Consider the following 14692-nt stretch of genomic DNA (forward strand, 5'->3'; position numbering starts at 1 on the left):
AAACCTCCATTTAGAAATGTTCTGAAAGACCCAAACCTACAAAAAGCTTTTGTTTAGCGTAGTTAAAAATTATAAATAGATCATCTTTCCACTTTTTTCTTGGATCAGGTGGTGGAACAATATATTTGAATGAAATGTAAAGTGAATTTTCAAGAAAATAGCTATTAGAATTAAAAGGATATGTTAATGATAAGGATATAAGATATCTATTTTGGTTAAGTGAAGCTTTTATTCCTCCTTCAATTAAAGGAAAATCAATACTTTTTGTATTATAAATAAATAAAGTAGGTGAAATTGAAAAGTTATTAATGTTTAAAAATAAGGCATCAAGATAAATTTTGTGTACAAAATTTTCTAGAGGATTAAAAATCCAGGTTATGTTAAAAAAATCCTCAGAATATCCGAGCAACATTTGATAGGAATCACCAAAACTCCAGCCAAGCCCGAAATCTATTGAAGTTGATAAAATAAATATTGATGAAAGTATAAAAAGAAAAGTTAAAATTTTTTTCATTTATAATCCCCCTTTAAAATTTCAAATTTTTCAAATTTTAGTGATATACTTTCAGTGCTTTTATCAGTAGTGAAAAGTATTTCTTTTAATTTGTTGTTGTTGAATTTGACTAATATTTTTGTTGGTTCAAGACCCAAGCGTTTTAAAAAAGTATAACCTGCAGGTATCAAAGACAAGTTATCTCCTTTTTCAAATATAGTAAAAAGTGATGAAGACAAGAAACTTGAAGTAGTCATGATAATTTCGTATACAAGGTTTATGTTGAAGTCAGAAATATTGGAAATTGTATAATTTTTGTATTTATAGTATGTTGCTGAATTTAATGTATTTGCTTCAATATTTATATCTTTTAAGAACTCAGGAGACTTTATAAGGATATCAAAATGTTCGAGATTGAGTATTGTCGCTTCAAATGATATGTTATTCTTAAAATTTGTTCCATTTTTGTCTATTACATCAAAATTTACAGAAAGATCCACAAAAAAATCTCTAAAGCCCGATGTATTTTCAACAAATTCAAAAATTCCAGAAAAAGATATTGAAATCAAAAAGAAAGTTATTAAAATAGTAATTTTTTTTATATAAATCACCTCATTTCTTCGTGGGATAACATAAGGTCTTTTAATGATTTTGAAATAATCTTTAAATCAAATTCGTCAAATTCCTCTTTATCATCAAGTAATTTTAAACTTTCATCCGACGAAAGTGTAGAAAATTCTTCAAGTCTTTCAATAGGAATTTCATCGGTGGTATTTTCAAATTTCATACTATTTAACTGTTCAATAAGAGAATTTTCAACTATATCTTTGTCTTCATTTGAGTTTGAAACGATTTCTTCGATTTCATCTATTTCTTCGAGTATCTCATTTATCTCTTCTTCAGATGATTTTTCTTTTTCTTCTTCTTCTTCTTTTACAACTTGTATATAGTCTTTTAATGTCTCATTATTTATTTCAACTTTTTCAACTTTTTCTTCTTTGATGTTGTTAGATTTTTCAACCTTGTTAACGGTGTTTTTTGATTCTAAGGCGTTTTCAACTAATTTTTCTGGTTCTTTATCTAATTCTTGTTTGGGTGTATCATCGAAGAATTCAGATAAGAATGAAAGATCTTTATTAATCAAATCTTCAAAATTAATTGTAGCCTTTGTGTTTTCAGGGAAAAGTTCTTCGGTATTTTCGACAATTATACTTGGAGTCTTTATAGGTTCAGGTTTTATTTCTTCTACAGGTACAGGATAAGTTTTTTTGGCTTTCCATACCCTAATTTCCATGAACAAAAGTATTGTGAAAGATAAAGAGAAAGTTATTAAGAAAAGAATAAGTTTGAAATTACTTTTATTATTTGTAGTATTTGTGGAAACTGGTACTTCTGTTGGATGGTATTTTTTTATCCAGTTACTCCACTCGGAAGTTTCAGTAGATTCTTTTTGTATCGAGTTTAATAATTTACCTATAATTGGGTTATCTTTATAGTTTGAAAGATATGCCTTTGCTTTATCATAGTTTCCAATCATAAATGCACTGATTCCCGCCTTAAATTTCAAAGAATTATCGTATCCTTCTATTGAAGGATCAAGAACAAGAGCTTTTTCAAAGTACTCTAGTGCTTTTTTGTAGTTATCTTGCTGATAGGCATTTAACCCCGCTTGATAATATTCAATTGCTTCTTTTTGAAAACCAAAAATGGTCAATGCAAAAAATAAAATGAAAATTGCAGAGATTTTTTTCATTTTAACTCCCCTTTTGAGAATCTATTAAGGCAAGGAAGTCATCATTTGATTTTGTTTCTTTTAGTTTATTGAGTATTAGCTTTAACCCCTCCTCTTCATTCATAGAAGAAAGCATTTTTCTTAAAAGCCATATTTTTTTTATTTGTTCCATTGAGAGCAACAATTCTTCTTTTCTAGTACCAGATAATGTAATGTTTATTGCTGGAAAAATCCGTTTGTTCGCAAGTTGTCTTGAGAGTACAAGTTCCATATTTCCTGTTCCTTTGAATTCTTCAAATATTACTTCATCCATTTTAGACCCAGTTTCTATTAAAGAAGTTGCAATTATTGTCAAACTTCCTCCTTCTTTTATATTCCTGGCAGCACCAAAGAAGTGTTTAGGTTTGTATAGTGCAGCAGGGTCAACACCTCCGCTTAATAATTTTCCACTTGGTGGAACGTTAATATTATAAACTCTTGCAAGTCTTGTTAGACTGTCAAGTAATATTACAACATCGTGACCATATTCAACAAGTCTTTTAGCCATTTCAAGTGTTAATTCTGCTTTTTTGATTTGTTTATCAGGTGGCATGTCAAAAGGTGCAGCAATAACTTTTGCGTTTACCGATTCCTTAATATCTGTTACTTCTTCAGGCCGTTCATCAATAAGCAGAACTATTCTAATGGTATCCGGATAATTTCTAGCAATTCCATTTGCGATTTCTTTTAAAATAGTTGTTTTACCAGCTTTAGGTGGTGCTACAATCATTCCCCTTTGACCTTTTCCAATAGGTGAAAAGAGATCAATTATTCTCGTTGAAAGTGTATCTTTATCCGTTTCCAGGATGTATTGGGTATCCGGATAAGAAGGTGTTAGGTTTTCAAAATTTACTCTTTCATTTGCAAGTTCTGGATCTTTATAATTGATTGCTTCAATTTTAATCATAGCGAAAAATCTTTCATTTTCTTTTGGAGGACGAATAACTCCAGAAATTATATCTCCTGTGTTTAAATTGAATTTTCTTATTTGTGAATTAGAAATATATATATCTTTTGAACTTGGAAGCATACTTTCCATACTCCTTAAAAATCCAAAACCATCAGGGTGTACTTCCAGTACTCCTTCTCCAAAAAAGTAACCTTCAGATTGGGCTCTTGCTTCCAAAATGGCAAATATCAAATCTTGTTTGCGCATTGAGGTATATCTTGCAATATCGTATTCTTTGGCTAACTTATATAATTCTTTAATTGTCATCTTTTCCAAATCTTTTATGTTGAAGGTTTCAACATTCAATTATATCCCTCCTATTTTGTTCTAAAGAGTCTATCTCCTGCGTCGCCAAGTCCTGGGAGTATATAACCTTTAGAATTTAGCTTTTGGTCTAAAGAAGCAGTATATATAATGACATCTGGATGTTCCTTATTTATTTTTTCAGTACCTTCTGGTGAGGCAATTAATGTGACAAGTATAATGTTTTTGGCGCCGTTTTTCTTTAATATATCTAATGCTTTTACAGAAGATACACCTGTTGCAAGCATTGGATCAAGTACAAAGACGATAGAATTTTCAGTTATTTTTGGAAATTTTGCGTAATATTCCACGGCCTCTAAGGTTTTTGGATCCCTATATATCCCAATGTGGCCTACTGAAGCATTGGGTAGTAGTTGTAGTATACCATCAGACATACCCAAGCCTGCCCTTAAAATAGGTATTATTACCACATCTTTATCATTAATAAAATATCCTTTAGTTTTTTCAAGTGGTGTTTCTATTTCTGTTTCAAATATTTCTATATGTCTAGTGGCTTCATATGCTATTAGAAGTGTGATTTCTTTTAGAAGTTCTCTAAATTCTTTTGGGCCAGTATCTTTCCTTCTCATGAGAGTTAGTTTATGTTTAATTAATGGATGTTCTACTACGTTAATTTTCATTTTGATTTCCTCCTTTTATTATATTTTCAATTTGTTCTAACATATCTACTCTCATTAGACGTGTTATAAAATCATCTAAATCTCCATCTAGCACTCCTTGTAAATTATAGGATGTATAATTTATCCTATGATCAGTTACCCTATTTTGTGGAAAATTATACGTTCTAATTTTTTCACTTCTTTCTCCTGAACCGATTTGTGATTTTCTATTTGAACTTATCTTTCTTGATTGTTCTTCTAGTTTTAATTTATAAAGCCTAGCCCTTAGAATGTTCATTGCTTGTTCTTTATTTTGGAGTTGAGAACGTTCTGATTGGCAAGTTACCACGATGCCGGTAGGTATATGTGTAATTCTTACAGCGGATTCAGTTTTGTTTACATATTGTCCTCCTGCACCCGATGCCCTATAGGTGTCAATTCTTAAGTCGGTGGGATTTATCTCTATTTCTACATTTGAGACTTCTGGAAGAACGGCAACTGTAGCAGTAGAAGTATGTATCCTTCCGCCTGATTCTGTGGAAGGGACCCTTTGAACTCTATGTACACCACTTTCGTATTTTAATAAATTTCCAACATTTTTTCCTTTTATTTTAACAATGACCTCTTTATATCCACCTAAATCTGTTTGGTTTTCATCAATTATTTCCGCTTTAAATCCCTTTTTTTCAACGTACCTTAGATACATTCTAAGTAAATCAGCCGCAAAAAGTGCAGCTTCATCTCCACCAGTTCCAGCTCTAATTTCTAAAAATACATTTTTACCTGTGTATTCATTTTTTGGAAGTACTAATGTTATTAATTCTTGCACTATTTTTTCTTGGTCTTTGTCTAATTTTGCAATCTCAAGATCATACCCTTCAGGCATTTCTTCTTTCCATAGTTCTTTTTCTTCTTCAAACTCTATATATTTTTTTGAAAGTTCGACAATTTCTTTCATTTTAGAATATTTTTCCGAATACTCTTTGATTTCTTCCGGTGAAAGTTGTGAACTTAGTTTTTCTTCAAGATTTTTGAGTGTTTTCGTGCTCCATTCATTAATTTGTTTTACTATCTTAATGTTCTCCATCCTAGCTTTTTAGACACCTCCTCAACATTACGAGCATTTTCAAAAACAGTTTCTTTTGTAATTAATCCTTTTAAGAAAGCTTGAATAAGTGCATCGTCAAATAAAATATTACCTTGTTTTTGGCTTGTTTGCATTATACCTTCGATTTGATGGAGTTTGTTTTCCCTGATAAGATTTTTGATGGCTGGTGTTGCAATCATTATTTCATCAATAGCAACTACTCCAAAGTCTTTTTTTGGAACAAGCCTTTGAAATACAGTTGCGATTAGTGTGTTTGCAAGTTGAAGCGCAATTTGTTTTTGCTGATGTGCGGGAAAAACATCTATTATTCTTTCTGGAGCTGCGGCAGCTGAATTTGTGTGTATAGTTGCAAAGACAAGATGGCCTGTTTCTGCGGCTGTGAGTGCTAGTGAAATGGTTTCTAAATCTCTCATTTCTCCAACCAGTATTACATCAGGATCTTGTCGCAGTGCGTATTTTAAACCATTTGTAAAACTTTCTGTGTCCGTTCCCACTTCCCTTTGATGTATTAATGATCTTTTTGATTCGAAAACATATTCTACAGGATCTTCTATTGTGATTATGTGATAAGCATATCTTGTGTTTATATGTTCCACCATAGCAGCTAGTGTTGTTGATTTTCCACTTCCTGTTGGTCCAGCGACAAGAACAAGTCCGTGGTCCTTTTCAGAAAAATCCTTTAGGATTTCTGGCAATCCAAGTTCGTCAATTGTCCTTATTTTTTTTGTAATGAGTCTCAAGGCAAGAGTTGGATTTTTTCTTTCAAAATAAAAGTTTGCTCTAATTCTTAAATCATGCATTGAAAAAGAAAAATCTATTTCTTTTTTATTTATTTTTATTCCCAAGTCTAAAAAAATGTTATCGACTGTGTTTTTGATTTCTTCTGCTGTTGGAATGGGAAATGTTTTTAAGGAAATTAATTTTCCATCTACCCTTGCCATGATGGGTAGTCCAGAAGTTATGTGTACATCAGATGCCCTTAATTCTTTTGCTTTTAGAATTACTTCATCTAAGTTTAACCCCATCATATTAATCCCCCTCTATTTTGTAGTTTTTTCCAAATAAAAATGATAGTTTTTTTAGAGTTTCGTCCTCAGTAGAATTTGACAGAATTACTTCAATTTCCTTAGTTATACCAAATTTTCTTTGAATATATTGTTCAAGAAAACTTTTTTTGTCTTTAATTAGTTCAAAATGTAGTTTTTTGCTGTAAGGAAATATCAGTTTGATTTTGTCTGATCCTTCTTGGATTTTTGCAAATGAAAGCCCAATATACAACGAAAGATCACCGTTTATCTTAAGGTCTTCTAGAACTTCATCAAATTTGGGTATGTCTTTTTCCATAATTTCAGTTTTTTCTGATTCGATATTTTCTTCTATTTTTTTATTTTCTTTTTTGATATTTTCTATTACTTTGTTTGTAGTTTTGTTGTTGTTTTCTTTAAAATTTATAAGATTTAAAAATCCGAGTTTTACAAGAATAATCTTTTCTTCAGAATATTTTATGTCTTTTAAGATATCGGATAAAGGTTTTAGAAGATTAATAAATTCAGTGTTGTTATTTTCTTCAATTAACAATAGTATTTTTTCAATTGTTTGAAATAAGAATGTTTCAAAATCTTTTCCGCTATAGTATACTTCATCTATTATTTTTAAAATATTAATAATATTACCTTCTTTGATGTTTTTTAATAAATTATCTATAAGTTCTTCTGAAACTAAACCTAATGTATTTCTTACATCATTTATGTCAATATTATTTTTCGACGATTTAGCTACTTGTTCTAAGATTGTGAGTGCATCTCTGAGTCCACCGTTTGCGCGTTTTGCTATCTCTATAAGGGCATCTTTTGTGGCATTGAATTTTTCTTTTTGGCATACAAATTCCAATCTATCTACTATATCTTTTAATGGTATATTTTTGAAATCTATAACTTGACATCTCGAAATAATTGTTTGTGGGATTTTTTCAGGATTTGTTGTTGCAAGTATGAAAACAACATTTGATGGAGGTTCTTCCAGGGTCTTTAGAAGGGCGTTAAATGCTTCCCTTGTGAGCATGTGTGCCTCATCTATGATATATACTTTATATTTTCCTTGAGCAGTGTGATATCCTACTGTTTCTCTTATTTTTCTAATTTCATCTATTCCTCTATTTGAAGCCGCATCAATTTCAAGAACATCCATAAAATTTCCTTTATCTATTGAAATGCAAGAGTTACATACATTACAAGGTTCTGCATCTTTTCTATTTTCACAATTTAAAGATTTTGATAAAATTCTTGCGATGGTTGTTTTACCAGTGCCTCGTGGACCTGCAAATATATATGCATGTGAAACATTGTTATTTTTTATGGAATTAATAAATAGTGTTTTAACGTGGTCTTGGCCAACTATTTCCGAAAATTTTTTTGGTCTGTATTTTCTGTAAAGAGTTTCCATATTTACACCTCGTTTATGAATTTTTCTATTTTTTCTAGTGCTTCTTTTCTCGAAAGCTCGGATAGATTTATCCACAAGGCATTTTTATATCGTCTCAACCATATTATTTGTCTTCTGGCAAAATGTCTAGTGTTTCTTTTAATCAAATGTATAGCGGTTTTAATATCGTATTTTTTTTCAAAGAAATTTATTAGTTCTTTGTACCCAATTGTTTGAAAGGCATTAATATCTTTGGAGTATTTTTCGGTTAACATTTTTACTTCGTCGATTAATCCATTTTTTATCATTAAATCAACTCTATAGTTTATTCTTTCATATAATTCATCTCTGTTTCTCGTTAATATTAGTATTTTGTAATCACTTGAAATTTTATCTTGTTTGTGCAAATCCGAGATTTTCTTTCCTGTTTTGAAAAAAACCTCAAGTGCTCTAATGGTACGTTTCAAATCACAAGGATGAATTTTTGCTGCATATTCAGGATCGTATTTTAGAAGCATTGTCCTCAAAATACCGGGTTCATTTTTCTCAAGTTCATTTAATTTTTTTCTTATATTTTCATCTCTTGGTGCTCCTTCAAAGAATCCCTTTACTAGTGCGTCGATATATAATCCTGTGCCACCTACAAATAATGGCAGAATACCTTTTTCTTCTAATTTATTTTTGATTTCCAGAGCTTCCTGTCTAAAGTAAAATGCATTATAATATTCATCTGGATAGATATGGTCTATTAGATGGTGTTTTACTTTTTGCTGTTCTTCTTTAGAAGGTTTTGCTGTTCCGATATCCATTAATTTGTAAATTTGTCTAGAATCAAGGGAAATAATGTGGGCACCTAATCTTGTGGAAATTTCGATTAACAAATCTGTTTTTCCAACAGCGGTTGGACCTGTAATTATGCTATATTTCATATCTCACTCCACCAATATCTCAATTTTAACATCTTCACCTTTCATGTTATTTGTTTCCGTAAATATCACAACTTTTTTTGCTAAAAGTTTTATTTTCTTTTTACTGTCTTTTAAATCAACACTTTTTTCCAGAGTAATTTCGCCTTTAGTTCTATTATAGTAGAACTTAAAAGCTTTTGCAACAATACTACCTTTACTGATGAATATTTTATCGTTTTTTCCTGTTCCACGGAAATCTTTTTCTTTTAGATTAAATTCAAGGTTTTCACATTTTATTGAAATGGTTTCCGTACTTTTAGAATCGTGGATTGTTAACGAAGCATCTTTAAGTGTTCCAACTTGTGTTTCAACATTGTAATTCAAATTTGTTCCTTCGATTATTCCATTTTCAAATTCTATCTTTACGTTATTTTCCGAGACTAATGTGCTCCACTTGTTGTTTATTTTTTTTATAACCATCTTTTGAGTTAAGAGTTTGAGATTATCTTCGTCAATTCTTAATAAAATACTTCCTTCGTATTTTATTAAGTTGTCAGTTGGTTCAATATAATCGGAAGAAACGTGTATAGTTTTTGTAAAAAAGATGAGTGAAACTATTAAAAAAAAGGATATTGCAATTTTTTTCATGAAAAGTGCCTCCTTAAATATTCCTGTGACAGTTTAAAAACCTCTGTGGAAATTTCAAATGGATTTAACGAATTAGTCTGATATATAATTTTGTGAGGTGCCTTTTCTAATCGATTATTTGTAATTTTATTTGTTCTTGATATTGTTGAAAACATCATATAGTCAACAGCATTTTTTAAATTAGTTTGAAAGTTTGAGCTTATATAAAACAAAAAATCGGCTTCTGGTATTCCGTATACCCAACTCCCAGAAATATAATTTTCAAAAGGTTTAAATTCTATTGGGAAAGTTAATGTTTTTATCATTGCCTCCCGAATGGAGTCTTTTAATATTTCATCGTTAAAAGTATTCAAATTGAAGGCATGTATCTTCATCTTGCCTGGAATTTCCTCATCAGGAAAGTATTTTTTTACAAAGTTTATTAACGTTTTTTGAGATTTGAATCCATCTATTCCTTTAGAAGCTTTATAAAGTGTTCTTAGTTGTTCAACAATTCCAAAAAGTGATAGACCATATAAAAAATGGAATGTTTTTTTTATTTCAGGGAATAGTTTCTTGGTCTTAAGGTATGATATGTTATATGAACCTGTTTTAAGATAAAAATACACAGGTATACAGGAAAAACCTGTACAATGTATTTCATTAAATAAGTCATATTTTTCAGATACGTTAAAGAATGCCGGAATAGATAGATATAATATTGAATCACCACCAAAAGCGAGGGTCAAATTCTTTTCTCCTTTCATATATGAATTTTAAAGAATGTTCGTATATCTCTTTGTAGAGGTTGAATTGATACCAGAAATAAGGAATCCTATAATATATTACCACATTTGCTTTTTCTAAATCAACATACTCAAGTTCTATCTCTTTCCATGTATCTATGTAGTACATAAGTTCCATTTGATCTTTCGGAAAATCATTCGGTTTTCTTTCAAAAGTGCTTGCAACTACAAAATCAGCCCCCATTTCTATTGCTTCACTTACTGGAGTAGGAGATAAAACACCACCATCTGTATTTTGGGTTCCAGCTATCCATAGTGGTGAAAAAACACCTGGTACGGAGGAACTAGCCATTACGGCATCTACTAAGAATCCTTCTGTAATAAGCAGAGATTTTCCTTCTAATGTATCAAACGTTATTATTCCAATTTTATATTTTAGATCACTAAATTTTTTTCTTTCAAAAAGATATCTAAAAAATTTGTAATACTGATCAATAGGTACTAATGCTCTTTGGAATATTGACCAAATACTTGATTTTTCAAGTTTTTCGGTATATGTTTTGAAATCTGGCAAAAACTTTTCTATACCTTCGGAAAATTTTTCGTACACAATTTGACTATTACCGTATAGACCATATAATGCTGCGACAATTGCACCAGCAGAAGCTCCCGTTATTATATCAGGTTTTACATTATATTCCTCCAAAAATTTAAGTGTCGCAATATGTGAAAATCCCTTTACACCACCCGCAGCAAGAGAAAGTCCTATATTCATTGTTTCACTCCTATTATTTTAAATACTTCTTTAATATCATTTTTATGTATTTTATTATCTCCAGGGGTTTCCAAAATCCATGGTATGTTTTGAATTATTTTGTTTTCTAGAAAGATTTTGAGTCCTTCTTTACCGATTTTTCCCTTTCCAATATTTTCATGTCTATCTTTGTTAGAGCCAAGTTCATTTTTTGAGTCGTTTAAATGTATAAACTTTAGTTTTTCAATTGAAAATAACTTATCTATTTTTTTTAAGAACTTCTCCAATTCTTCCTTGTTTGCTATGTTATATCCTGCGTCCCACGCATGACATGTATCTATTGTTATTCCAACTCTTTCAGGATGTTTAACTTTTTCGATTATACTATTTAACTCCTCCAAAGTTGAACCAATATTTCCCCCTTTTTTGGTTACATTTTCCAATAGTATGAAAGTTTTACTTTCCTCATCCATTGCAATATTAAGAGCTTCTACTATTTTAGTTATTCCGCTTTCTATACCACTTTTTAAATGGCTTCCTGGGTGTATGTTTAGGTATTTTACCCCCAGAGTCTTACATATATGCATTTCAAGGATTAAAAGTTCTAGCGATTTTTTCCAAGTTTCTTCGTTTGGGCTTGCAATGTTAATGAGATAACCACTATGACATAGCATAGAGTCTGTTTCGATATTGTACTTTTTTATGCGTTCTTTAAAGATTTTTATATCCTCTTCATTTGGTAATTTGGCTCGCCATTGGCGTGGATTATGTGGAAATATTTGAAAAGCATTTGCACCAATTTCATAAGTTTCTTTTGGAACCCTCTTAAATCCACCACCTATTGGCATATGTGCACCTATCATGATCATTTTTGTCCATCTCCTTTAATTATAACTAGTCGATTCAGATTAAAGCAGTTGAAATGTTTATTATTTTATTACGAAAAATTAGAACAATATTTCTACCATTCTTTGTAATGATTTGTAATTGGCATACGTCTGTCTTTTCCAAATGATCTCTCCGTTACCTTTACGCCAATTACACCTTGCCTTCTTTTATATTCGTTTTTATCTACTAATTTTGCAACGTATTTTACTGTGTTTAAGTCGTATTTTTCTGATATTTCCTCAACTGATAGTTCTTTTTCAATATATAATTTTAATATTTCGTCTAATATTTCATAAGGTGGTAATGTATCTTGATCCTTTTGATCAGGTCTTAATTCTGCACTTGGTGGTTTTATGAAGACATTATGTGGAATTATTTCTTTTCCCTTGTGTTCATTATACCATTTTGCAATTTTATATACTTCTGTTTTGTATACGTCTTTAATTGGCGAAAAACCTCCAACCATATCACCGTAGAGTGTAGAATATCCTGTTGCTATTTCACTTTTGTTTCCTGTTGCAAGCACTATGTATCCAAATTTGTTTGATAAGGCCATTAAAAGTGTTCCACGAATTCTTGCTTGTATATTTTCTTCTGTTATGTCTTCGGGATGATCTTTAAAGATGTCTTTTAACTCACTCATGAAAGAATAGTATATATCTGTTATCTTTAATGTATGATATTTAATACCCAGATTTTCCGCTAAAGCAATGGCATCTTTTATGCTGTGTTCGCTACTATACATTGATGGCATTAAAATACCTACAACATTTTCTTTTCCCAAGGCTTCTGTTGCAATTGCCGCAACAAGTGATGAATCCATTCCACCACTAAGTCCAATTACTACTTTTTTAAATCCATTTTTCTTGATATAGTCCTTTAGACCTAATGTGATTGCCTTGAATATTTCATTTTCTTTATTGAGATTATAGGTAATTTTTGAAAGTTTTAGTTTTTTTCTTTTGGGTTGTATATTTGAGATTTTAATTATTTTGACATCTTTTTTTTCGAGTTCTATATATCTTCTTCTAGGATCTTGTAGATTTGTTCTTAAGTTTTCTTCTATAGGAATGTCAATCGTTATAATTTCTTCATCAAAAGGTTTGCATTCGTATAATATATCCCCCTTAGATGTTGTTACTATACTGCCTCCATCGAAAACTACTTCATCCTGCCCACCTATCAAGTTACAGTACACTATCGGGCAATGGTAATCATATGATTTGGTTGAAAGATACTGTTTTCGTAAAGTGCGCTTTCCATAGTAATAAGGAGAAGCAGATGCATTTAAGATTAGTTGAGCACCGTTTAATACTTGATAGTGTAATGGGCCAATAGGGCTCCAGATATCTTCGCATATGTTTAGACCAACTTTGATGCTGTTATATTCTATAATAACAGTTTCTTTACCTGGTTTAAAATACCTGTGTTCGTCAAAGACACTGTAATTTGGTAGTAATTGTTTATGATATTTTCCCAAAAATTTTCCATGATGAATTATAGATACAGAATTGTAAGCATCTTCTTCCACGTCTATATATCCGAGTAAAATTACAACATTTTTATCTTTAGAGTATGAAATAACTTTTTCCAAATATTTAATATTTTTCTTTAAAAAAGAAGTTCTTAAGATTAAGTCTTCTGGTGGATAACCTGTAAGAAATAATTCAGGAAATATTACAAAATCTGCTTTGTTTTTTTCTGCGATATCTACTGCTTTATATATTTTTTTTAAGTTTTCATCAAAATTTCCTAAATGAGAATTTAACTGTGCAATAGTTACCCTTATGTACACTTTAATCCCTCCTGTTTTTCTTTATTTAATTATACATTATTTTGAGATAAATAAAACTATTTATGTGATATAATTTTTTTGGAGGGGATAAAATGGTAAAAATAGACGCATTAAAATTTTTTCAACCTACACCTGAATATAGAAAGTTGTTGATTCTGGAGTCAATAAATAAAGATAGTGAAATCTCACAAAAGAACCTTTCAAGTTTAGTCGGTATTGTTCCATCGTTAGTTAATAAGTACTTAAATAAGTTAAGGGAAAGTGGATTAATTAAAGTGGAAAATTTGGGGAAAAAATTGAGATATTTTTTAACCGAAGAAGGGGTTTCTGAGCTTTATTATTTAAAGTTGGCATTTTTCAATGATATAGTTTCACTTTCCATGAAAATTGAATCACATCTTGAAAGTATATTTTTAAAATTAAAATCCAAAAATTTTATTGGTATTTATGGCGCAGGTTTAGTAGGAAGAACTTTAGCACAACTTCTACTGAATAGAGGTTTTAATGTGGTAGTATTTTTCGATGATGATACACAGAAAATTAGGAATAGATATTTTGGTATACCTGTTATAAGCATTGAAGATAAGGCAGAAATTGATGCTATAATTGTAGCGTCAATAAAGAATTCCGAGATTATGGTTAGTAAAGCAAAAAAGTATCAACATAGTGATATTTATGTTTTCAATACAGAGGAGTTTAAAATAAAATGGCATGGTTAAAAATTGCATCATTATTTTTCTTATTTATAATACTTTTTATGTTTTTATTTAATTACAGTAATTATAGTGTTGATTTCAGTAAGTTAGGGTATGTAGATAATTTTGTTGCAGAAATTTACTTGAAAAATAGGTTGTATGATACAGTATTTGAGGTGTTGGTGTTTTCTTTAGCAGCGTTAGGTATTTTTTTGTTTAACTATTCGGAGGAGAAAAAGAATCTTTTTTTACACGAGAACCATATTAGAATTTTTTTAAGATTTTTGAGCTATTTTGTAATTTTGTTGTCTTTTTATCTTGCATATTTTGGTCATAAAAGTCCTGGAGGAGGTTTTTCGGCAGGAGTCGCAGGTGGAACGGGTTTGCTTTTGTATGCGCTAAGTACTACGATTAATGAATTCGAGTATCTATTCAGCAAGTACAAAGTAAAGATTGTTGAAAAATGGATTTTACTTTTAATATATGTATCTTCAATAGTTTCGTTAATTGGAAAAAACAATATTGTATTGTTAAATATCTTAATTTATTTTAAGGTTATGTTTGGTACGTGGATAATACTGTATAGTTTTATAAAACACAGAGGTATAATATAG

The 14692-nt window shown here is 30.2% G+C and carries 16 protein-coding genes; 2 read left to right on the forward strand and 14 right to left on the reverse strand.

Going from position 1 to position 14692, the window contains the following annotated elements; genetic code table 11:
• Positions 1-10: 10 nt before the first annotated feature.
• The 14 genes from XO08_RS07560 to XO08_RS07625 all read right to left on the reverse strand — a co-directional run bounded on the left by XO08_RS07560 (position 11) and on the right by XO08_RS07625 (position 13383).
• Positions 11-514 (reverse strand): hypothetical protein, encoded by a 504-nt coding sequence (locus XO08_RS07560; RefSeq protein WP_077287871.1) that lies wholly within the window; start codon positions 512-514, stop codon positions 11-13.
• Complete coding sequence (locus XO08_RS07565; RefSeq protein WP_231450381.1) at positions 511-1104, reverse strand: hypothetical protein; 594 nt, start codon at positions 1102-1104, stop codon at positions 511-513. Before XO08_RS07565 ends, XO08_RS07560 begins: the two co-directional genes overlap by 4 nt.
• Positions 1101-2246: a tol-pal system YbgF family protein gene (locus XO08_RS07570; protein ID WP_077287873.1), complete on the reverse strand. Its 1146-nt coding sequence runs from the start codon at positions 2244-2246 to the stop codon at positions 1101-1103. The genes XO08_RS07565 and XO08_RS07570 overlap by 4 nt, the downstream gene beginning before the upstream one ends.
• A gap of 1 nt (position 2247) precedes the next feature.
• Positions 2248-3519, reverse strand: coding sequence for a transcription termination factor Rho (gene rho / locus XO08_RS07575; protein ID WP_075666399.1), 1272 nt, complete (start codon positions 3517-3519; stop codon positions 2248-2250).
• 11 nt (positions 3520-3530) lie between these two features.
• Complete coding sequence (gene upp / locus XO08_RS07580; protein ID WP_075666400.1) at positions 3531-4157, reverse strand: uracil phosphoribosyltransferase; 627 nt, start codon at positions 4155-4157, stop codon at positions 3531-3533.
• On the reverse strand, positions 4147-5223 hold the full coding sequence (gene prfA, locus XO08_RS07585) for a peptide chain release factor 1 (RefSeq protein WP_075666401.1): 1077 nt from the start codon (positions 5221-5223) through the stop codon (positions 4147-4149). The genes upp and prfA overlap by 11 nt, the downstream gene beginning before the upstream one ends.
• Positions 5205-6272, reverse strand: coding sequence for a type IV pilus twitching motility protein PilT (locus XO08_RS07590; RefSeq protein WP_077287875.1), 1068 nt, complete (start codon positions 6270-6272; stop codon positions 5205-5207). Before XO08_RS07590 ends, prfA begins: the two co-directional genes overlap by 19 nt.
• Before the next feature lies 1 nt (position 6273).
• On the reverse strand, positions 6274-7686 hold the full coding sequence (gene dnaX, locus XO08_RS07595; protein ID WP_077287877.1) for a DNA polymerase III subunit gamma/tau: 1413 nt from the start codon (positions 7684-7686) through the stop codon (positions 6274-6276).
• A gap of 2 nt (positions 7687-7688) precedes the next feature.
• A complete protein-coding gene (gene miaA, locus XO08_RS07600; protein WP_077287879.1) occupies positions 7689-8594 on the reverse strand; it encodes a tRNA (adenosine(37)-N6)-dimethylallyltransferase MiaA in 906 nt (301 codons plus the stop codon).
• A gap of 3 nt (positions 8595-8597) precedes the next feature.
• Positions 8598-9221 (reverse strand): hypothetical protein, encoded by a 624-nt coding sequence (locus tag XO08_RS07605; protein WP_077287881.1) that lies wholly within the window; start codon positions 9219-9221, stop codon positions 8598-8600.
• A complete protein-coding gene (locus XO08_RS07610) occupies positions 9218-9949 on the reverse strand; it encodes a hypothetical protein (protein WP_077287883.1) in 732 nt (243 codons plus the stop codon). The genes XO08_RS07605 and XO08_RS07610 overlap by 4 nt, the downstream gene beginning before the upstream one ends.
• The gene (locus tag XO08_RS07615) at positions 9927-10721 is read right to left on the reverse strand and encodes a patatin-like phospholipase family protein (RefSeq protein WP_077287885.1); all 795 of its coding nucleotides are present in this window, start codon (positions 10719-10721) and stop codon (positions 9927-9929) included. The genes XO08_RS07610 and XO08_RS07615 overlap by 23 nt, the downstream gene beginning before the upstream one ends.
• Positions 10718-11569 carry a deoxyribonuclease IV gene (locus tag XO08_RS07620; RefSeq protein WP_075666408.1) on the reverse strand — a complete coding sequence of 284 codons (852 nt, stop codon included), beginning with the start codon at positions 11567-11569 and terminating at the stop codon, positions 10718-10720. Before XO08_RS07620 ends, XO08_RS07615 begins: the two co-directional genes overlap by 4 nt.
• 92 nt (positions 11570-11661) lie before the next feature.
• Positions 11662-13383, reverse strand: a complete 1722-nt coding sequence (locus tag XO08_RS07625; RefSeq protein WP_077287887.1) for an NAD+ synthase — start codon at positions 13381-13383, stop codon at positions 11662-11664.
• A 92-nt stretch (positions 13384-13475) separates the two neighbouring features.
• Here XO08_RS07625 and XO08_RS07630 point away from each other — a divergent pair, with 92 nt between their 5' ends.
• Together XO08_RS07630 and XO08_RS07635 are read left to right on the forward strand one after the other, a co-directional pair.
• Positions 13476-14102 carry a winged helix-turn-helix transcriptional regulator gene (locus XO08_RS07630; protein WP_077287889.1) on the forward strand — a complete coding sequence of 209 codons (627 nt, stop codon included), beginning with the start codon at positions 13476-13478 and terminating at the stop codon, positions 14100-14102.
• Entirely contained in the window at positions 14090-14692 is a 603-nt protein-coding gene (locus tag XO08_RS07635) for a Na(+)/H(+) antiporter subunit B (RefSeq protein WP_077287891.1), read from the forward strand. The genes XO08_RS07630 and XO08_RS07635 overlap by 13 nt, the downstream gene beginning before the upstream one ends.

This window comes from Thermosipho sp. 1074, from assembly GCF_001999655.1.
Classification (GTDB): Bacteria; Thermotogota; Thermotogae; order Thermotogales; family Fervidobacteriaceae; genus Thermosipho; species Thermosipho affectus.

What these genes read in the sequence shown, in the direction of transcription:
- XO08_RS07560 (WP_077287871.1), bottom strand. Translation starts at nt 514, where the DNA reads ATGAAAAAAATTTTAACTTTTCTTTTTATACTTTCATCAATATTTATT.
- XO08_RS07570 (WP_077287873.1), bottom strand. Translation starts at nt 2,246, where the DNA reads ATGAAAAAAATCTCTGCAATTTTCATTTTATTTTTTGCATTGACCATT.
- upp (WP_075666400.1), bottom strand. Translation starts at nt 4,157, where the DNA reads ATGAAAATTAACGTAGTAGAACATCCATTAATTAAACATAAACTAACT.
- prfA (WP_075666401.1), bottom strand. Translation starts at nt 5,223, where the DNA reads ATGGAGAACATTAAGATAGTAAAACAAATTAATGAATGGAGCACGAAA.
- XO08_RS07590 (WP_077287875.1), bottom strand. Translation starts at nt 6,272, where the DNA reads ATGATGGGGTTAAACTTAGATGAAGTAATTCTAAAAGCAAAAGAATTA.
- dnaX (WP_077287877.1), bottom strand. Translation starts at nt 7,686, where the DNA reads ATGGAAACTCTTTACAGAAAATACAGACCAAAAAAATTTTCGGAAATA.
- miaA (WP_077287879.1), bottom strand. Translation starts at nt 8,594, where the DNA reads ATGAAATATAGCATAATTACAGGTCCAACCGCTGTTGGAAAAACAGAT.
- XO08_RS07605 (WP_077287881.1), bottom strand. Translation starts at nt 9,221, where the DNA reads ATGAAAAAAATTGCAATATCCTTTTTTTTAATAGTTTCACTCATCTTT.
- XO08_RS07615 (WP_077287885.1), bottom strand. Translation starts at nt 10,721, where the DNA reads ATGAATATAGGACTTTCTCTTGCTGCGGGTGGTGTAAAGGGATTTTCA.
- XO08_RS07620 (WP_075666408.1), bottom strand. Translation starts at nt 11,569, where the DNA reads ATGATCATGATAGGTGCACATATGCCAATAGGTGGTGGATTTAAGAGG.
- XO08_RS07630 (WP_077287889.1), top strand. Translation starts at nt 13,476, where the DNA reads ATGGTAAAAATAGACGCATTAAAATTTTTTCAACCTACACCTGAATAT.
- XO08_RS07635 (WP_077287891.1), top strand. Translation starts at nt 14,090, where the DNA reads ATGGCATGGTTAAAAATTGCATCATTATTTTTCTTATTTATAATACTT.